General features: G+C 59.3%; 19 protein-coding genes. 10 read left to right on the top strand and 9 right to left on the bottom strand.

Annotated features, from left to right (window positions below; genetic code table 11):
- Positions 1–31: 31 nt before the first annotated feature.
- Entirely contained in the window at positions 32–412 is a 381-nt protein-coding gene (locus tag ACR0I8_RS06900) for an OB-fold nucleic acid binding domain-containing protein (protein ID WP_170689893.1), read from the bottom strand.
- Between the two features lie 127 nt (positions 413–539).
- On the opposite strand from ACR0I8_RS06900, the gene ACR0I8_RS06895 reads away from it, so the two are divergent.
- Both ACR0I8_RS06895 and ACR0I8_RS06890 read left to right on the top strand, forming a co-directional pair.
- A complete protein-coding gene (locus ACR0I8_RS06895; protein WP_170376365.1) occupies positions 540–863 on the top strand; it encodes a 2Fe-2S iron-sulfur cluster-binding protein in 324 nt (107 codons plus the stop codon).
- Complete coding sequence (locus tag ACR0I8_RS06890) at positions 863–1630, top strand: FG-GAP repeat domain-containing protein (protein WP_170689892.1); 768 nt, start codon at positions 863–865, stop codon at positions 1628–1630. The genes ACR0I8_RS06895 and ACR0I8_RS06890 overlap by 1 nt, the downstream gene beginning before the upstream one ends.
- 80 nt (positions 1631–1710) lie before the next feature.
- Here ACR0I8_RS06890 and purD read toward each other — a convergent pair whose 3' ends face one another.
- Positions 1711–2973, bottom strand: a complete 1263-nt coding sequence (purD, locus tag ACR0I8_RS06885; RefSeq protein WP_170689891.1) for a phosphoribosylamine--glycine ligase — start codon at positions 2971–2973, stop codon at positions 1711–1713.
- Positions 2974–3049: 76 nt separating this feature from the next.
- Between purD and xseA the strand changes: the two genes are divergently transcribed.
- Entirely contained in the window at positions 3050–4534 is a 1485-nt protein-coding gene (xseA, locus tag ACR0I8_RS06880; protein ID WP_170689889.1) for an exodeoxyribonuclease VII large subunit, read from the top strand.
- A gap of 3 nt (positions 4535–4537) precedes the next feature.
- On the opposite strand, the gene ACR0I8_RS06875 is transcribed toward xseA, so the two are convergent.
- On the bottom strand, positions 4538–4933 hold the full coding sequence (locus tag ACR0I8_RS06875; protein ID WP_480702922.1) for a hypothetical protein: 396 nt from the start codon (positions 4931–4933) through the stop codon (positions 4538–4540).
- A 129-nt stretch (positions 4934–5062) separates the two neighbouring features.
- Here ACR0I8_RS06875 and ACR0I8_RS06870 point away from each other — a divergent pair, with 129 nt between their 5' ends.
- The 5 genes from ACR0I8_RS06870 (at position 5063) to ACR0I8_RS06850 (ending at position 9265) form a co-directional block, all read left to right on the top strand.
- Positions 5063–5701 carry a lysoplasmalogenase gene (locus tag ACR0I8_RS06870; RefSeq protein WP_170689887.1) on the top strand — a complete coding sequence of 213 codons (639 nt, stop codon included), beginning with the start codon at positions 5063–5065 and terminating at the stop codon, positions 5699–5701.
- Positions 5702–5760: 59 nt separating this feature from the next.
- Positions 5761–6864 (top strand): signal recognition particle-docking protein FtsY, encoded by a 1104-nt coding sequence (gene ftsY / locus ACR0I8_RS06865; protein ID WP_170689886.1) that lies wholly within the window; start codon positions 5761–5763, stop codon positions 6862–6864.
- Positions 6865–6950: 86 nt separating this feature from the next.
- Positions 6951–7853, top strand: coding sequence for a DMT family transporter (locus tag ACR0I8_RS06860; protein ID WP_170689884.1), 903 nt, complete (start codon positions 6951–6953; stop codon positions 7851–7853).
- 16 nt (positions 7854–7869) lie between these two features.
- Entirely contained in the window at positions 7870–8475 is a 606-nt protein-coding gene (locus tag ACR0I8_RS06855; RefSeq protein ID WP_170689882.1) for an inner membrane-spanning protein YciB, read from the top strand.
- Between the two features lie 121 nt (positions 8476–8596).
- Positions 8597–9265: a Crp/Fnr family transcriptional regulator gene (locus tag ACR0I8_RS06850; protein WP_170376330.1), complete on the top strand. Its 669-nt coding sequence runs from the start codon at positions 8597–8599 to the stop codon at positions 9263–9265.
- A gap of 222 nt (positions 9266–9487) precedes the next feature.
- Here the strand turns inward: ACR0I8_RS06850 and ACR0I8_RS06845 are convergent, their stop codons facing one another.
- The 6 genes from ACR0I8_RS06845 to rpiA form a co-directional block, all read right to left on the bottom strand.
- On the bottom strand, positions 9488–10924 hold the full coding sequence (locus ACR0I8_RS06845) for a Do family serine endopeptidase (protein WP_170642501.1): 1437 nt from the start codon (positions 10922–10924) through the stop codon (positions 9488–9490).
- A 185-nt stretch (positions 10925–11109) separates the two neighbouring features.
- Positions 11110–11304, bottom strand: coding sequence for a DUF2065 domain-containing protein (locus ACR0I8_RS06840; protein ID WP_170381551.1), 195 nt, complete (start codon positions 11302–11304; stop codon positions 11110–11112).
- On the bottom strand, positions 11304–12182 hold the full coding sequence (hflC, locus tag ACR0I8_RS06835) for a protease modulator HflC (RefSeq protein WP_170689879.1): 879 nt from the start codon (positions 12180–12182) through the stop codon (positions 11304–11306). The genes ACR0I8_RS06840 and hflC overlap by 1 nt, the downstream gene beginning before the upstream one ends.
- Positions 12182–13327 carry an FtsH protease activity modulator HflK gene (gene hflK, locus ACR0I8_RS06830; protein WP_170470140.1) on the bottom strand — a complete coding sequence of 382 codons (1146 nt, stop codon included), beginning with the start codon at positions 13325–13327 and terminating at the stop codon, positions 12182–12184. Before hflK ends, hflC begins: the two co-directional genes overlap by 1 nt.
- A 72-nt stretch (positions 13328–13399) precedes the next feature.
- Positions 13400–14758, bottom strand: a complete 1359-nt coding sequence (gene gor / locus ACR0I8_RS06825; protein WP_170677561.1) for a glutathione-disulfide reductase — start codon at positions 14756–14758, stop codon at positions 13400–13402.
- Positions 14759–14882: 124 nt separating this feature from the next.
- Complete coding sequence (rpiA, locus tag ACR0I8_RS06820; RefSeq protein WP_170457893.1) at positions 14883–15671, bottom strand: ribose-5-phosphate isomerase RpiA; 789 nt, start codon at positions 15669–15671, stop codon at positions 14883–14885.
- A 169-nt stretch (positions 15672–15840) separates the two neighbouring features.
- Between rpiA and ACR0I8_RS06815 the strand changes: the two genes are divergently transcribed.
- Complete coding sequence (locus ACR0I8_RS06815; RefSeq protein ID WP_170376856.1) at positions 15841–16542, top strand: glutathione S-transferase family protein; 702 nt, start codon at positions 15841–15843, stop codon at positions 16540–16542.
- Between the two features lies 1 nt (position 16543).
- On the top strand, positions 16544–17917 hold the full coding sequence (locus ACR0I8_RS06810) for an L-serine ammonia-lyase (protein ID WP_170690134.1): 1374 nt from the start codon (positions 16544–16546) through the stop codon (positions 17915–17917).
- Positions 17918–17934: the final 17 nt, after the last annotated feature.

Below are 17934 nucleotides of genomic sequence, written 5' to 3'. Positions count from 1 at the left end.
TCGAATGGCAAGCATATAAGAATTGGAATTTTCAGGCCAACGCCCCCTCTCCCCGCACCAGCACATCCAGCATTCCCGAGATATCCTCGATCTCTTCCGCAATTACATGGATCACGGCGTCGGCCTTCTGCATTCGGCCCGTGACCCTCAGCAACCGCCCCGATATCACCGCGCGGCGGAATTGCTCGTAGATCTTGCGCCAGACCACGATGTTCACGATCCCCGTCTCATCCTCAAGCGTCAGAAAGATCACCCCTTTGGCGGTTCCGGGTCGCTGCCGCAGGATCACCAGACCCGCCACCGCCACCCGCGCGCCTTCGGGCGGCTGATCCAACCGGTTGGCAGGCAAACAGGCCGGCGGTCGGGGCCAGGTTCGGTTTGAAACATCAGGGTAAGTCGCGGCAACAAGCATGAGAACAAAAATAGAACAATTACACAGAAAGTCCAGACGCGGCGCACAGAGTCGCAAATGAGGCTAGAAAGACCTAAATGCCTTGATTAAGGAAGAATTCGAACATCGCAAAAGGAAGACGCAAGCCATGGCAAAGATCACCTATGTCGAGCATAGCGGTACTGAACATACAGTCGACGTCGCCAATGGGCTGACCGTTATGGAAGGTGCCCGAGACAACAACATTCCCGGCATCGAGGCCGATTGCGGCGGAGCCTGCGCCTGCTCGACCTGCCACGTCTATATCCACCCCGACTGGGTCGAGAAAATCCCCGCCAAGGATGACATGGAAGAGGACATGCTGGACTTTGCCTACGAGCCCGACCCCGCCCGCTCGCGCCTGACCTGCCAGATCAAGGTGACGGACGCACTGGACGGTCTGGTCGTGCAAATGCCAGAAAAACAGATCTGATGCCCTCCAAAGCGCCGCGTCTCCCCGCCTGCCCCTGGCACCGTTGGGCACGCGGCGCAACACTGATGTTGTGCCTGTGGCTGGCGGGCGTAAGCTCTGCCGCGGCATCAGAGGAAATCATCGAAGCCCGATTTACCGAACCCACAAAACGCTACGCCCATGGCGTATTGGGGGACGACGTGGAATACGGCGCCTTGGAACTTCGGGTCGAAACGCGCGGTTCAGACAGTGCGCAAACGTTGCGGACGATACGCCTGCCCCAAGATCGTGTTTTCGAAGACCTTTCTCCTCGACTGGTGGACATGGACTCGGACGGAACGCCCGAAGTTGTTGTGGTCGAGTCGCACGCCCAATTTGGCGCACAACTTGCAATCTACGACGAAAGCGGCACAAAGATCGCTGCCACCCCGCATATCGGAACCCGCTTCCGCTGGCTCGCCCCGATCGGAGCCGCCGATCTGGATGGTGATGGCTATACCGAGATCGCTTATATCGACCGCCCTCACCTCGCCAAAACCCTTCGCATTTGGCGCTACAAAGATGGCGCGTTGGCCGAGATCGCCTCTTTACCCAGACTGACCAACCATCGCATTGGTGAAGACTACATCTCTGGCGGCCTGCGTGACTGCGGCGAGACGCCAGAACTGATCACAGCCAGCGCCGACTGGTCGCGCATCATCAGCGTCACCTTTAACAGTGGATGGACCACGTCAGACCTCGGCCCCTTCACAGGCCGCCAAAGCATTAACCAAGCGTTAAAGTGCTGATCCGCTCTTCATCTGGCTAAAAATATCCTGGGGGAGAGGCCGCAGGCCGAGGGGGCAAAGCCCCCTGACCCACATCAAAGTCAAAGCGCCCGCCACCCAATATCGCGGCGATAAAAACCCTCGGGCCAATCCACCCCGTCAACCATGGCATAGGCCCGATCCCGCGCTTCTTGCAACGTTGCGCCGCGGGCGGTGACGTTCAGAACACGTCCGCCAACTGCTTGTATCTGCCCCTCAACAGCCTTTGTCCCCGCATGAAAAACCATGTTGCTGCTGTCTTCAGGAAGGTTATCCAAACCTTTGATAACCGAGCCTTTCTCATAGGCACCCGGATACCCGTTGGCAGCCATGACAATGGTCATCGCATGATCATCGGCCCAGTTCACCCGCGTCTCTTCCAAGCGCCCTTCGGCTGCGGCATGCATCAGGTCCATCGCCTGCGCCCCAAGACGCATCATCAAAACCTGACATTCGGGATCGCCAAACCGGACGTTGTATTCCACCAAACGCGGCTGCCCGTCCTTGATCATCAGACCAGCGTAGAGAACCCCTTGGAACGGCGCGCCCCGGCGCTTCATCTCGGCCATGGTTGGGCGGATGATTTCATCCATCGCTCGCGCCTCAATCTCGGCGCTCAGAACCGGAGCCGGGGAATAGGCCCCCATCCCACCGGTGTTCAGACCTGTATCCCCCTCGCCCACGCGCTTGTGATCCTGCGCGGTGCCGATGGACAGGATGTTCTCTCCGTCGCAGAGAACGAACAGTGAGGCTTCTTCTCCGTCCATAAACTCTTCGATGACAACCTCGGCACCCGCCCCACCGAAGGCCCCGCCAAACATGTCGTCAATTGCGTCCAGAGCGGTCTGCTCGTCCATCGCCACAATCACGCCCTTGCCCGCCGCCAGACCATCAGCCTTGACCACGATCGGAGCGCCCTGCTCTTGGATGTAGGCCTTGGCGGGCGCGGCTTCGGTGAACCTTGCATAGGCGGCGGTAGGCGCGCCCGAGGCATCGCAAATCTCCTTGGTGAAACTTTTCGAGGCTTCCAATCGGGCCGCTTCGGCAGAGGGGCCAAACACCAGCACACCGGCTTCACGCAAGCGGTCGGCCACGCCAGCGGCCAAAGGCGCCTCGGGGCCAACAATCACGAAGTCAATCGCGTTGGCCTCGGCGAAATTGACAACCGCACCGCCATTCTCGATATCCAGCGACGCGCATTCGGCGATCTGGGCGATCCCGGCATTGCCTGGCGCAACGATCAGACGGTCGCATTTGGGGTTCTGCATCACCGCCCAAGCGAGGCTGTGTTCACGCCCACCGCTGCCGAGAATAAGAATGTTCATAAGGTCGTCTCCGATCTGCTTGGCCTCGCCTGCGCGGCGTTCTAAGCTGGCACGGCATTTGACACAAGGCGCTGAAATGTCCGACCTGCTTGACGACCCAATTCCCGGCCAAAACACTCCCGAATACTCAGTTTCCGAGATTTCTGGCGAGGTGAAGCGCACGCTAGAGGGCTCGTTCGGGCGAATCCGTGTACGCGGCGAGGTCGGGCGCGTGTTCAAGGCGCGCTCGGGTCATCTGTATTATGACATCAAGGACGACCGGAACGTTCTGGCCTGCACCACGTGGAAGGGGCAGATTTCCGGCCTGTCCGTTGTCCCCGAAGAAGGCTTGGAGGTCGTCGTCACCGGTCGCCTCACAGCATTCGGCGCGCAATCCAAATACAACATGAATGTCGATGAAGTCGCAGTCGCCGGTCAAGGCGCGCTGATGGCGCTGTTGGAAAAGCGTAAAAAACAGCTAGAGGCCGAAGGACTATTCGCGCCTGAGCGTAAGAAACCGCTACCTTACCTGCCTCAGATCATCGGTGTCGTGACCTCTCCGTCCGGGGCGGTGATCCGCGATATTTTGCATCGCTTGCGCGACCGGTTTCCCCGCAAGGTTCTGATCTGGCCCGTCGCTGTACAGGGTGCAAACTGCGCGCCCGAGGTGACCCGCGCCATCGAAGGTTTCAACGCTCTGACGCCAGGTGGAGCACTGCCGCGCCCCGATCTGATCATCGTTGCACGCGGAGGCGGCTCAATCGAAGATTTGTGGGGGTTCAACGAAGAAAACGTGGCCCGGGCGGCTGCCGCATCAGAGATTCCGCTGATCTCAGCCGTGGGGCACGAGACGGACACGACGCTGATCGACTTAGTCTCCGATCGCCGCGCGCCTACGCCAACGGCCGCCGCGGAATTGGCTGTACCCGTACGTATGGAGTTGATGGCCTGGACCAACGAACAAGGCGCGCGCCTGTCGCGGGCCGCCAGCGATGCGGTTCAGCGCCGTGCGCAGCGTCTGCATGACGTGTCGCGTGCGCTTCCACGTCCGGATAGCTTGTTGAACTCTCCACGACAACGCCTTGATCTGATCGCAGAACGCCTGACGCCCGCATTGAACCGCGGGGTGCAAAACCGCCGCCTGCAACTGGTCGAAATGTCGGCGCATCTGCGTCCCTCGACTTTGCGAGGCGTCGTCTCCTCCCGTCAGGAACATCTACGTAACCTGTCGTCGCGCCTCTCCCTCCGCCCGATTCAGCGCGAGATTGAACAACAGCGCCAATCGACCGCCCGACTGGCTGAGAGACTGGACGCCGCCCAAACCGTCCGACTAGAGCGCCTGCGCCAACAACTGACAGCAACCGACCGCCTACGCGAAACGCTCAGCTACAAGGCAACGCTGGCGCGGGGCTACGCGGTTGTTCGCGCCGAGGGCGAAGTCGTGACCACCAAGGCTCAGGCTGGCAAACACGCTGTGCTTGAGATCGAATTCTCGGACGGTCGCCTGACGACCGGTCCATCTGGCCGCCCTGCCGCGAAAAAAACCAAACCCGAAGCGCCGGATCAGGGATCGCTGTTCTAGCGGTTAAACCCCGACTTCAGGCCCCAGGCATACCATCTCTTCCCCGAGGTCTTCCGCCTCATAGAGTTCGGTCGCTTGCGGGTCGCCTTCGAACTGTGCGATTAGCCCACCGCCCGATCTGGTGAACACCCAGCATTGCGGGTCCAGCCGGTCCTCGTAGACAAAACAGATCTGATCCTCGCGCTGATACCAGACGCCTTCTTTGCAATGGCCATCCAGAAACGACCAGATCACGCGGCGGTTAGGCAAGTATCGCTCAACCCCATAAACCTGCCCTTCAAAGCCATAAAACAAGGTTTTGCCCTGCGTGTACTCATCGAACTCGGCCCCGGACAACGCCGTTTGCGCGCCCGCCGTCTGCGCCGACAGCGCCAATAGAATCACAAGATGCCTCAACATGAGGCCATAGTGTCAGATGCGGGCGGGCATGGCCAATCACCACGCCGGTATTCGCCTGCCCCAACGTCATTATTGTGCCGCGTGCCACCGCAAAGAACAGTGGTCCCGAATACGACAAAGGGGACCGATGTGACACACCTGCTATTCTGGCTCGCCGCCGCGTGCGCCTTGGCCTATTTACCGCTGTCCCCGGGCCCGGCAAGTTTGCTCCGCACCGTTCTGAAAACCGCGTCGGTTGCTGTGCTGGCCCTCGTCGCCCTCCTCAGCGGAGGCGCGACCTTGCTGGTTGTCGCAATGGGCCTCTGCGCGGTTGGGGATGCTCTGCTGTCGCGAGAGTCAGACACCACCTTCATGGCAGGGATCGGCGCGTTTGCCGCGGGGCATTTCGCTTACATCGCGCTGTTCCTAACGCACCCCAGCAGCAACTTTGACCTCATTCTGGAACGGCCGGGATATTTCTGGTCACTCCTCATTCTGGGGATCGTTGCCGCCGCTTTGCTCGCCCCGCGCGCTGGAGAGCTGAAACTCCCGGTTCTGATGTACATCCCGATCATCCTTGGCATGGGCGTCGCAGTTCTGTCTTTGCCCGATACCGGAATGCTGCGTTGGGCCTTACCTGCGGCACTGGCATTCATCGCCTCAGACCTCGTGCTTGCAACCGAGAAGTTTCTACTGCCTCAAGACCACCCGGCGCTGAAGCTGACGCCCTATCTGGTCTGGCCTCTTTATTGGGCTGCGCAGGCTGGACTACTGATCGCTTTCACCTGACCCTTTGCAACTCCGGCAAATCCACATTAGGTGGAGGGGAACACCTGCGGAGACCGAAAATGGCGTTTTTTTCAAAGCTGAAGGACAAGCTGTTCAAATCCTCATCTCGTCTTGAGGAAGGGCTGGACGCCATTGTCGAAGACGGAGGCGAAGAAACCACCGCACCAGAGCCGGTGGCGCAGACGCCTGAACCCGCCCCGCAGCCGCAGCCGCAGCCGCAGCCGCAGGAAGCTGCTCAGCAACCCGAGACTAAGCAAGAAGATCAGCCCGCATCCGGCGGTTTGCTGGGTCGCCTCTTCAGCCGTACGGAAACCAAGGCCGAAATCCGCCGGACCCTGGATGACGATATGCTGGAACAGCTCGAAGAGCTGCTGATCGCCTCGGACATGGGCGTCGACACGGCCCTGCGCGTCACCTCGAACATGGCCGAAGGGCGTTTTGGCCGCAAACTCTCGTCGCGTGAGATCAAACAACTGCTGGCGCAGGAAGTGGCCCGCGTGATGGAACCGGTCGCCCGCCCCCTGCCAATCTATCCCAAACGCCCGCAAGTGGTGCTGGTGGTTGGCGTCAACGGCTCGGGCAAGACCACGACCATCGGCAAACTGGCCAGCCAGTTCAAATCCGCGGGCAAAAAGGTCGTGATCGCCGCCGGAGATACCTTTCGCGCCGCCGCCGTAGAACAACTGCAGGTCTGGGGTGACCGCGCTGGCGTCCCGGTTCTGACCGCGCCCGAAGGCTCGGACCCCGCAAGCCTTGCCTTTGACGCCCTGACCAAAGCGCAACAGGACGGTGCCGACCTTCTGATGATCGATACCGCAGGCCGCCTGCAAAACCGAGCCGACCTGATGGAGGAACTGGCCAAGATCGTCCGCGTGATCCGCAAGGTCGATGAAACCGCGCCGCACAACACGCTGCTTGTGCTGGATGCGACCACGGGCCAGAACGCCCTCAGCCAAGTGGAAACCTTCCGCAAACTCGCCGACGTGTCGGGCCTTGTGATGACCAAACTGGACGGCACAGCCAAAGGCGGCGTGCTGGTCGCGCTTGCCGACAAGTTCGGCCTGCCCATCCATGCCATCGGCGTCGGAGAGCAAATAGACGACCTCGCCCCGTTCGACCCCGAAGAATTCGCAGCGGCCCTGACCGGCCTCGACCAAAACTGATCCGCCTCTTCATCTGGCTGAAAATATCCTCGGGGGTCTGGGGGCAGACGGCCCCCAGCCTCGTCACACTGGACAAGTTCTGACAATTGAGCGACTGGCTGATCTCACTCGAAGGCACCGAAGCGGGCCACAATCTCGCCCTTGGCCTGGCGTTGATGGCCGCCTTCCTGCACGCGGTCTTCGGAGCACTGCAAAAGGGCCGCCACGATCCGTGGCTGTCTCGTGGGGCCATCGACGCCTGCTATTGCCTGATGGCGATCCCCTTTGCCCTATTCGTCGTGCCATGGCCCGAACCCTATATGTGGCCCATTTTCGGCATCGTCTGGCTGATCCACATCACCTACAAGATCCTTCAGGCCTTGGCCTATACCAAAGGCTCCTACACGGTGGTTTACCCGGTTGTTCGCGGTACCGGCCCACTTTTCACTGTGATCGGAGCCTACCTTCTGTTCGGAGAAACCTTCACAGGCACGCAATGGTTCGGTGTGGCCGTCCTTCTGGCCGGTATCTTCGGGCTGGCTGCCTATAACTTCCGGTTTCTGGAAACCAATCGTGAGACTCTGGGTATCGCGCTCACCCTGGCGATTGCCACCGGCCTTTTCGTGGCGCTCTACACGACTTATGACGCCTATGGCATCCGCGCCACCGCCGATCCGTTCACCTTTCTGGCCTGGTTCTTCATGATCGACGGCTTCGCGATGCCGATCTACGCGTTCCTCAGATGGCGTGCCATGATCAACCGCCCTTCCCCAGGTCCGCTGATGCTGCGCGGGCTCGCAGGCGGCTTGATCGCGCCGCTGTCATTCGGAGCCATCATGCTGGCCACCCGATTGGACAAAGTCGGAGAAGCGGCTGTACTGCGCGAAACATCAACTGTATTTGCAGCCTTGATCGGCTGGCTGGTTTTGAAAGAAACCGTTGGCCCAAGACGCATCGCCCTGATGGCACTGATTGCATTGGGCGCTGTAATCGTTGAAATGGGCGGATGAACAGCAGGACACCACGATGACAGGCAAAAAAGAGATCAACCCGTTTCTGAAACAGGTGCTGGAGCTGGGGCCCCCGCTGGCCTTCTTCTTTATCTACCTGCGACTGCGAGATGACAGCTTTCTGATCGGCGGCATCGAGTATTCAGGCTTCATTATCGCAACCATCCTCTTTGTCCCGCTGATGCTGGCGGCAATGGGTATCTTGTGGTTCCTGACTGGCAAGCTCAGCCGGATGCAGATTTTCACCGCTTTCATGGTGATCTTCTTTGGTGGCCTGACCGCCTGGTTCAATGATGAGCGGTTCTTCAAAATGAAAACCACGCTGGTCTACGGGTTCTTCTCGGTCATTCTGGGGATCGGTTTGCTTCAGGGCAAGTCCTACCTCGCCTACGTTCTGGACGAGATGCTACCGATGAAACACGAAGGTTGGATGATCCTGACGCGGCGCCTCTGTGCTTGCTTTGCCGTTCTGGCCATCGCCAATGAGATCGTCTGGCGCACCATGTCCACCGATCTGTGGGTCAAGATCGAAACCTTCGCCTTTCCCATCGCGCTAATGGCCTTCCTGATGTACCAGTTCCACCGCCTGCAGAGCTATCTGGAAGACGCCGATCGCCAGTAGTCGACCCAAAGCCTCTTTGGTATCAGTTTGACACTCATCCGAGGAAACCACTTGGCTTGTTGACCTTGCTGTGAATAATTGAGTAACCACTCACCATCCTACTCCGGAGATTAGTACCCGAATGGCGGTATTCCCAAATAGCGGCTTCCTGTCCGATGCATCCGAAGGCCTGCGCGAGATGCTCTCGGCGCTGGCGACGGAAATCTCTTTGGATAAAAACGAAACCCTGTTCGATCAGGACGATGAAGGCGATGCGCTTTATGCCATCGTCGAAGGGACGCTCGAAGTGTCCTTCCTGGCCATGAGCGGCCGGAAGCTGGCGCTGACGCTCATGCGTCCAGGCGAAGTCTTCGGTGAGATTGCCCTGTTCGACAGCGGCCCTCGCACTGCTACAGTTGCAGCTGCTGAACCTTCTCGGGTTCTGCGCGTACGTCGCAGGGACGTGATGGAGCAAATCCGTCAACACCCCGATCTTGCGGTTGATATGGTCCGTCTGGCCGGATTGCGGATGCGGTCAATGAGTTCACAATTGAACGAGCAGGTCTTTCTGCCGATGCCGATTCGACTGGCGCGCAAACTGCTGCACCTGTCGTCTCTGCAGGACGATCCCACCGAACGCATTACCCTGTCGCAAAGTGAATTGGCCGAATTCGTTGGGGCCACGCGTGAGGCCGTCTCGAAAACCATTTCGATATGGAAACGCGACAATGTGGTCGAAGCTTCGCGGGGCGGATTGCTGATCCACGACATCGAAGCTTTGCGCGCTTTGGCTGAATCGGACTTGATCTGACCTTTTGTGATCTTGTTCACAGACGACTCAGAAGTCAGTGCCCTAGGGTAAAACTGTTACCGTAGGAGGTCAGTAATCATCCCCGATATCTGTCCGCTGATCTCTCCCTGTACCTAAGCCATATGCCCAAAAGGCATATGGCTTATTTTCTTTCGGCCGGACCAAAAAGACATGAAAAGGCCGGGGAAATCCCAGGCCCTTTTCGGTAGCTATGTGATGAGCTTAGTTTTCAAGGCTCAGCGCGACAAAGCGCGGGTCGCCGCCACGGCGCACCAACAACAGCAGTGATTTGCGCCCGGCTTCAGTAGCTTCTTCAATACGCGCCTCAAGGTCACTGATGGATTCGACCTTCTGCTGCCCGGCTTCGGTGATCAGATCACCTGCGCGCAGACCTTTCGCAAAGGCCTCCGAGGCTTCGTCAACCTCGGTCACAACCAGACCGTCCGCCTCGGCATCCAGCCCCAGATCTTCACGCAGCGTATCTGTCAGCGGCGAAATAGTCAGGCCGAGAATGTCGGCGTTTTCATCGGTTGGCGCGTCCGGAGTATCTTCCTCACTCGTTTCGGCACGCTCCGCATCCTCACGGCGCCCCAGAGTGACCAGAATAGTCTGAGTGCCACCATCGCGATGTACGACCACACGAACTGATTTGCCTACGGTCGTCTCGCCGACCTGACGCACCAGACCGCGGGTATCTTCAACCTCGACCCCGTCAAAGCTGAGGATCACGTCCCCTGCTTTCAGACCGGCCTCCTTCGCAGGACCCTCCGGTACATCACTGATCAGCGCGCCACCGGGTTTATCCAGACCCATAGCCTCAGCCATATCTTCAGTCACGTCCTGAATCCGTACGCCCAGCCAACCACGGCGGGTTTCGCCGAACTCACGCAGCTGGTCGACGACCTTGGTCACGACATTCGAGGCCATCGAAAACCCAATACCGATCGAGCCGCCGTTGGGCGACAGAATCGCAGTGTTCACGCCAATGACCTGACCATCCATGTTGAATAAGGGACCACCCGAGTTGCCCCGGTTGATCGCCGCGTCGGTCTGGATGTAGTCGTCATAGGACCCGCTGAGCGCGCGGTTACGGGCGGAAACGATCCCCGCCGAAACCGAGAACCCCTGCCCCAGCGGGTTGCCCATGGCAATCACCCAGTCGCCAACTCGCGCCGTGTCGCTGTCGCCGAACTGAACGTATTGCAGCGGACCCGAGGCTTCTACCTTCAACAGTGCGATATCAGTCTTCTCATCCGTACCGATTACCTTTGCAGGCAGTTCCTTCACGGGCTGACCGTCGCCAGGGAAGAACTCAATCAGGATCTCATCGGCCTCGGCGATCACGTGGTTATTGGTGACGATAAAGCCATCTTCCGAGATCACGAACCCCGACCCCAGCGCGTTGCTGCGGCGCGGGCGGTCGCCATTATCGCCGTTGCGATCCTGAAACTCGCGGAAGAAATCTTCGAACGGAGAGCCCTCGGGCACGATCCCCTGCGGCCCGGTCTGGCCTTCGATCAGGGTCGATGTGGTGATATTGACCACCGCCGGGCTGATCTGTTCCGCCAGCGGCGCAAGGCTTTCCCCACGCGCATACGCCGCAACTGTTTGCGCTGCGATCAGAACCATCGCTCCGAAGGCCAGCCACATCAGTCGCATGAAACCAACACCATCGTCCCGCCGGACGGAAATACTGCGCGCTTGTGCCTGCACTTGGGAACTCCTTGTCGTCAATTTCATACAGACCGCCCTAAGGCAGACCATCTTTCCACCCAATGTAGTCGGTTTGATCACGCTCGCAACTGAGGATCGCGGGGAAATCACCGGCAAGTGAGGTCAGGGCATCAAAACCCCAGCTGATAGGCACCCCAAAGCAGCACCAGACCGCTAACAACACAGAGCAGCCCTGCCAAACGCCGCGCCTGTTCTGGCAGCGTCCGCAGCGCCTCTAACATACGTTCAATAAGCGAAGGGGCCAGCGCATAGGCCAGCCCCTCGACAATCAGCACCAGCCCGAAGGCCAGAAGGATCATACCCATTACTGGGTCGCCTGCCCGGTGGGCGACTTCAGGTAATTGAAGAACTCCGAATCCGGGCTGAGGACCATTGAGCTGTTCCCGCCCTGCAACGCGCGCTCATAAGCTGACAGCGAGCGGTAGAATTCAAAGAACTCAGGGTCTTTGCCAAAGGCTTCTGCGAAGATCGCGTTGCGTTCGGCGTCTGCCTCACCGCGGATGATCTCAGCCTCGCGGTTGGCGTCTGACACCAGTTCAACCACGGTCCGGTCCGCCTGCGCACGGACACGCTGCGCGGCCTCGTTACCACGGGCGCGTTCGTCGGTTGCTTCGCGTTCCCGCTCGGCTTTCATCCGGTCAAAGGTCGCCTCAAGGTTCGCCTGCGGCAGGTCGGTTGCTTTCAGACGCACGTCGATGACGTTAACGCCCAGCGCGCGCGCTTCGGCGATTGCGCTGTTGCGGATACGCAGCATCAGAGCCGCACGGTCAGAGCTCAGGATATCCCGCGAGGAGACCGAACCCAGAACCTCCCGAGTTTCCGCGCGAAGGATACGATCCAGACGGTCCTCGGCCACCGGAATACCACCAACACCAACGGCCTGACGGAACTGCTCCAGATCCGAAATCCGGTAGCGTGCGAAGGCATCAACCACCAGACGACGGTCATCAAGGGGTGTCACCTCAAGTGGCTGCACGTCGATCGACAGAATGCGGTCATCGTAGCGCACAACCTCTTGGATCAGAGGGATTTTAAACGCCAACCCGGGCTCTTCCTTGACCGCAACAACGCGACCAAACTGCAGAACCAGAGCGCGTTCACGCTCATCCACGATGAAGATCGAGGACAGAACACCGACAATCGCGAGGAAGACGACGGGTAGGATAAATGTCGTTTTACGCATCAGTTGCTCTCCGCTGCAGGGGTACGACGCAGTTCATTCAACGGCAGGTACGGCACAACGCCCTGCCCCGAGCCGCCGGTGTTTTCGTCCAGGATAATCTTGTCCACGTCACCCAGAACCTGCTCCATGCGCTCCAGATACAGACGCTTGCGGGTCACATCCGGCGCTTTGGAGTATTCCTCCAGAACCGCGCTGAAGCGGCTGGCCTCACCTTGGGCGCTGTTGATCTGTTGGGCGCGATAGGCTTCGGCCTCTTCCAGAACCTGAGCAGCTTCACCACGCGCTTCCGCTAGAACACGGTTGGCGTAGGCATCAGCGACGTTCTGCAGACGATCCCTTTCCTGCGCAGCGGCCTGAACGTCACGGAACGCGGCAATAACGTCCTGCGGCGGGTCAGCCTTGTCGAAGTTCACGCGGACTATGTTCACACCCGAATCGTAGCTGTCCATTGTCGCCTGAATCAGTTCTTGCAGACGTTCTGCGATAATGCCGCGGTCTCTGTTCAGGATCGGAGCAAGTTCGCTTTGCGCGATAATCTCACGCATCGCCGACTCTGACACAGCCTGAATCGTTTGACGCGGGTCGCGCAGGTTAAAGAGGAACTTGGCGGGGTCGTTGATATTCCAAACGACCTGATAGTCGATATCGACCACGTTTTCGTCACCGGTCAGCATCAGACCATCGTCGCTGCCACGCGCGCCGCCCATATCTTCGTTCTGTTCCCGTGTAACAGGGATGACTTCGGCAGTTACGAACGGCCAAGGTGCAAAGTTCAGACCGGGATTTCCGACAGCCGAAAATTCGCCTAGGAACAGTTCAACTGACTGTTCTTCCGGCTTGACGGTGTAAAAGCTGGCCGCAGCCCAGAGGCCGATCGCGACCAATGCGCCAATTGCCACAGTGCCTTTGGTAAAGATCGGGCCACCGCCGCCACCGCCTGAACCGTTGCTGCCACGGCCGCCGCCGCCGCGACCGCCCATGAGGACGCGCAGCTGCTCTTGCCCTTTTTTCATCAGCTCATCGATCTCGGGGATCTGCGGGCTCTCCCCTTCGGGAGGCTTGCGCCCGTCGCCGTTATTACCCCGATTTCCTCCACCACCAGAGGAGCCTCCGCCCCCCCAGGGGCCACCGCTGTTGCCCGCCATATGTGTCTATTCCCTTGTGTTTGACCGTGTGATCACGGTGTTCCTTGTAACTTGGTTGCGCGCAGTTGCAAATCAAGCCGTGCGTACAGGTTGCCGCATTGTCACCAGTTCTTCGGCCATGACCGGGTGAACTGCAACCGTGCGGTCGAAATCTTCCTTGGTCGCGCCCATTTTGACGGCAATGCCCGCCAGCTGGATCATCTCACCCGCGCCAGGCGCCACGATGTGGCAACCCAACACCTTGCGCGTCGCCTGAGAGACGATCAGCTTCATCAGAACCCGCTGAGTGCCACCGGCAAAAGATTTCTGCATCGGCTTGAACGAGGTCGCATAGACCTCGATCGGTTCCTGCGCGGCCGCCTCTTCCTCGCTGAGGCCCACCGTGCCGAATTCGGGCTGGGTGAAAATCGCGGTAGGGATCAGCTCATGATCCACTGGGGTCGGGTTGCCTTTGAAGACGGTCTCAACAAAGGCCATGCCTTCGCGGATCGCAACCGGGGTCAGGTTCACACGATCGGTCACATCACCAATCGCATAAATCGAGGGCACGCCGGTCTGGCTGTACTCATCCACGATGATCTCGCCCTTGCGACCACGCTCGACGCCCACGTCCTCAAGCCCCAGGTTGTCCGCATTCGGAGTACGCCCGGTGGCATACATGACCACGTCGAAATGATCCTCGGTCCCGTCGGTGGCTTTGACCCGGATCTTGTCGCCCTCTTTGGTCATCTCAAGCACATTGGTGCCCAAACGCACGTCGATGCCGTTCTGACGCATCTCTTCACAGATCAGGCCACGCGCTTCTTCGTCAAAGCCACGCAGGATCTGCGCACCGCGGTAGAACTGAGTGGTCTTGACGCCAAGCCCGTTCATAATCCCGGCAAACTCGCTGGCGATATAGCCGCCGCCGACGATCAGGATGCTTTCGGGCAGCTTCTCAAGGTGGAAGATTTCATTCGAGGTGATCGCCAGATCCGAGCCGGGAAAGTCTGGAACAACCGGACGGCCACCCGTCGCAATCAGGATATGCTTGGCAGTTTTGCGTGTGCCATCGGCCAATTCAACCGTATGCGGATCGACTACATGGGCGCGCTGATCAAAGCTCTCGACACCGTTGTTTTTCAGGATGTTGCGGTAAATACCTTCCAGCCGATCCAGTTCCGTCACCAGCTTGCCGTGGAAGGTGTTCCAGTTGAACGCTCCGGGCTGAATGTCCCAGCCATAAGCCTGCGCGTCACCGACCATCCCCGAATATTCGCTGGCGAAGACCATAAGTTTCTTTGGAACGCAGCCACGGATAACGCAAGTGCCGCCGTACCGATCCTCTTCCGCCAGCGCCACCTTGGCGCCGTTTTCGCCCGCTGCTACGCGCGCCGCGCGGACCCCACCCGAGCCTCCGCCGATTACGAAGAGATCATAGTCAAAGCTCATGCTGGGTTCCTTCATTCAGCTTGCAAAATTCTTTGGATATCTGGGCGCGAAAACCGCCCTGCCAACCCCCAAAGGCGTAAATTTCCAGTATACTCCAACACGTCCTTGGGATGGCGCCTTCCACTCAGTCCGAAAAATCCGAAAATAGGTTGTCCTTGGCGCCATCAAGGAACTGGTCCAACTCAACGGTTCCGGCATTGATATCGCGCAGCTCGACCCGACCATCGCCGTAGCCCACAACGACCTTGTCGCAGATATCTATGAACAGCCCGTTCTCGACGACACCCGGCACCTGGTTCAAAACCAGCGCCATCTGCCGGGCATTGCCGATCCGCTGCAGATGCAGGTCTAGGATATGGTTACCTTCATCGGTCACAAATGGGGCCTCACCATTCATGCGAAGGGCTGAATTGGTGCCAAGCACATCCATCGTATCCAGAACTTCTTCGATCAGCGTTCGAGTAGTCTGCCAGCCAAATGGGATCACCTCGACCGGCAGCGGGAATGCGCCGAGCGTTTCGACCTCTTTCCCGGCATCAGCGATCACCACCATCTGGTCGCTGGCAGTTGCCACGATTTTTTCCTGTAGATGCGCACCGCCTCCGCCTTTGATCAGGTTCAAATCACCGTCGAACTCATCCGCGCCGTCAATCGTCAGGTCCAACCATCCGGCCTGATCCAGCGACACGACCTCGATCCCGACTTCACGCGCCAGTTGCGCGGTTCGGGTTGAGGTTGGTACGCCCTTGATGCGCAGGCCTTCTTGCTGGACACGCTCGCCCAGACGGCGAACAAGCCAGGCGGCGGTCGAGCCGGTGCCCAGCCCCACCCGCATTCCGTCTTCGACCATGTCGGCCGCGCGGTACGCCGCAACGTATTTGGCTGTGTCGATTGGCGACAAATCCGCGGTCATTGGCAGTCTTCCCCAAATAGTCTGCAAGACTTATATGCAATGCTCCACCCAACTTCGAGACCCAATTCACGTCGCCCGGATGCGAAAGATGTCGCTCAATTGCGCGTTTCCTATCGGAAACGTCGCAAACAAGGCTTTTCAGGTTTCGGTTGCTGTATATCTAGTCCGTATGATGACGCCCTATCACCTGCACTATGCCCCTGACAACGCCTCGCTGGTGATCCGGCTGGTGCTGGACGAAATGAGCCAGCCCTATGAGACGGTGCTGGTTGATCGTCGTCAGAACGCGCAAGACAGCGCAGCCTACCGAGCGTTGAACCCGAACGGGCTGATCCCGGTTCTCGAAACCCCTCAGGGGCCGATATTCGAGACGGCAGCCATTCTGCTGTGGCTGGCCGACAGCCATGAGCAACTTGCGCCCGCGTCAAACAGCCCTGATCGGGCCGCTTTTCTGAAATGGCTGTTTTTCGCGTCCAACACGCTCCATGCCGATCTGCGTATCCTTTTCTATGCCGAGAAATACATAGACCCAGAACAGGCCGAGACCCTGCGGGCCGGAATACGCCCAAGGCTGCGCACTCATCTGCAAAATCTGGACGCGGTCGCCGCGCAGGCACCGGAATGGCTAAGCGCAAATCAGCCGTCAGTTCTGACATACTATATCGCCTGCATGATGCGATGGATGGCGCTTTACCCATCCAATGCTGACCGCAGCTGGTACCAACTGGCCGATACGCCCTATCTTCAGCGCATCCTGACACAGCTAGAGATGCGCCCCGCAACGCGAACGGCCATAGCCGCCGAAGGTCTTGGGGCCACGCCGTTCACATCACCCATCTATGCCAACCCTCCTGAAGGCTCAGCTATCTGACATGTTCCTCTCTGTCTTCGATATGTTCAAAGTGGGCATCGGCCCGTCCTCATCCCACACCATGGGCCCCATGGTGGCCGCCGCGCGTTTTCTGGACATGATGCGTGCATCGCCGTTTGAATTTGCCGGGCTGCGCGGCTCACTACACGGCTCGCTGGCCTTTACCGGAGTGGGTCATGCCACCGACCGCGCCACCATCCTTGGCCTCGCCGGATTCGTGCCGGACACATATGACAACGACGAGGCCGAGGCCGCGCTGGCCGCAATTGCTGAGACGCACACGGTAACGCCTGAAGGGCTACCGACGCTGACCTTCAACCCAAAGACCGATCTGGTCTTTGACTACGACCACAACCTGCCCGGCCACGCCAACGGTATGATCCTGATGGCAACCGACGCGCAGGGCGATGTGATCCTGCGACAGGTGTTCTACTCAATCGGTGGCGGCTTTGTTCTGACCGAAGAGGAACTGGCCGCTGGCAAGGCCACCGACGAAGGCGCCCCGGTGCCCTTCCCCTTCAAATCCGCCGTCGAGATGTTGGAGATGGCAAAGTCCAGCGGCAAATCCATTGCTGAAATGAAACGCGCCAACGAAATCGCACGTGGCTGTGCGGATAGCTTCGCCAAAGGCTCTGCCCGGCTGTGGCAGGTGATGAACGACTGTATCGAGCGCGGTCTGACCACAGATGGCATCCTGCCCGGCGGCCTCAGCGTGCGTCGCCGTGCCAAGGGTATCTATGATGCGCTGATGGCCGAGCGCGGTATGAACCTGACCGCGCCGCACACCATCAACGATTGGATGAGCGTCTACGCCATGGCCGTGAACGAGGAAAACGCGGCCGGAGGCCAGGTGGTCACCGCACCAACCAACGGCGCGGCGGGCGTTCTGCCTGCAGTGCTGCGCTACTACCTCGACCACGTGCCTGGCGCGGCGGAAAGCCATATCGAGGATTTCCTTCTGACCGCAGCCGCCATTGGGGGTCTGGTGAAGTTCAACGCCTCGATCTCAGGGGCCGAAGCCGGATGTCAGGCCGAAGTGGGCAGCGCGTCAGCGATGGCGGCGGCTGGTCTTTGCGCCGTCATGGGCGGCACGCCCGAGCAGGTCGAGAACGCCGCCGAAATCGCGCTGGAGCATCATCTGGGTATGACCTGCGATCCGGTTGCCGGGTTGGTTCAGGTGCCGTGCATCGAGCGCAATGGCCTTGGCGCGATCAAGGCCGTTTCGGCCGCGTCACTTGCTTTGCGCGGGGATGGTCAACATTTTGTGCCCCTAGATGCGGTGATCGAGACCATGCGTCAGACCGGGCATGATATGCATGAGAAGTACAAAGAAACCTCATTGGGTGGTTTGGCCGTAAACGTCCCGAACTGCTGAGGTCAGAGAGGAGGTGG

The sequence above is a fragment of the Ruegeria sp. BG9 genome (assembly GCF_056538305.1).
The sequence above is the reverse complement of the archived record's forward strand: the minus strand, read 5'-3'. Positions and strand labels throughout refer to the sequence as shown.

Excerpts from the sequence above, each read along its gene's own strand:
- ACR0I8_RS06875 (WP_480702922.1), bottom strand. The coding sequence starts at position 4,933 with ATGTTGAGGCATCTTGTGATTCTATTGGCGCTGTCGGCGCAGACGGCG.
- ACR0I8_RS06840 (WP_170381551.1), bottom strand. The coding sequence starts at position 11,304 with ATGGGTATGATCCTTCTGGCCTTCGGGCTGGTGCTGATTGTCGAGGGG.
- xseA (WP_170689889.1), top strand. The coding sequence starts at position 3,050 with ATGTCCGACCTGCTTGACGACCCAATTCCCGGCCAAAACACTCCCGAA.
- ftsY (WP_170689886.1), top strand. The coding sequence starts at position 5,761 with ATGGCGTTTTTTTCAAAGCTGAAGGACAAGCTGTTCAAATCCTCATCT.
- ACR0I8_RS06890 (WP_170689892.1), top strand. The coding sequence starts at position 863 with ATGCCCTCCAAAGCGCCGCGTCTCCCCGCCTGCCCCTGGCACCGTTGG.
- ACR0I8_RS06855 (WP_170689882.1), top strand. The coding sequence starts at position 7,870 with ATGACAGGCAAAAAAGAGATCAACCCGTTTCTGAAACAGGTGCTGGAG.
- ACR0I8_RS06810 (WP_170690134.1), top strand. The coding sequence starts at position 16,544 with ATGTTCCTCTCTGTCTTCGATATGTTCAAAGTGGGCATCGGCCCGTCC.
- gor (WP_170677561.1), bottom strand. The coding sequence starts at position 14,758 with ATGAGCTTTGACTATGATCTCTTCGTAATCGGCGGAGGCTCGGGTGGG.
- hflK (WP_170470140.1), bottom strand. The coding sequence starts at position 13,327 with ATGGCGGGCAACAGCGGTGGCCCCTGGGGGGGCGGAGGCTCCTCTGGT.
- ACR0I8_RS06850 (WP_170376330.1), top strand. The coding sequence starts at position 8,597 with ATGGCGGTATTCCCAAATAGCGGCTTCCTGTCCGATGCATCCGAAGGC.
- purD (WP_170689891.1), bottom strand. The coding sequence starts at position 2,973 with ATGAACATTCTTATTCTCGGCAGCGGTGGGCGTGAACACAGCCTCGCT.
- ACR0I8_RS06895 (WP_170376365.1), top strand. The coding sequence starts at position 540 with ATGGCAAAGATCACCTATGTCGAGCATAGCGGTACTGAACATACAGTC.
- ACR0I8_RS06900 (WP_170689893.1), bottom strand. The coding sequence starts at position 412 with ATGCTTGTTGCCGCGACTTACCCTGATGTTTCAAACCGAACCTGGCCC.
- ACR0I8_RS06815 (WP_170376856.1), top strand. The coding sequence starts at position 15,841 with ATGATGACGCCCTATCACCTGCACTATGCCCCTGACAACGCCTCGCTG.
- ACR0I8_RS06845 (WP_170642501.1), bottom strand. The coding sequence starts at position 10,924 with ATGCGACTGATGTGGCTGGCCTTCGGAGCGATGGTTCTGATCGCAGCG.
- hflC (WP_170689879.1), bottom strand. The coding sequence starts at position 12,182 with ATGCGTAAAACGACATTTATCCTACCCGTCGTCTTCCTCGCGATTGTC.
- rpiA (WP_170457893.1), bottom strand. The coding sequence starts at position 15,671 with ATGACCGCGGATTTGTCGCCAATCGACACAGCCAAATACGTTGCGGCG.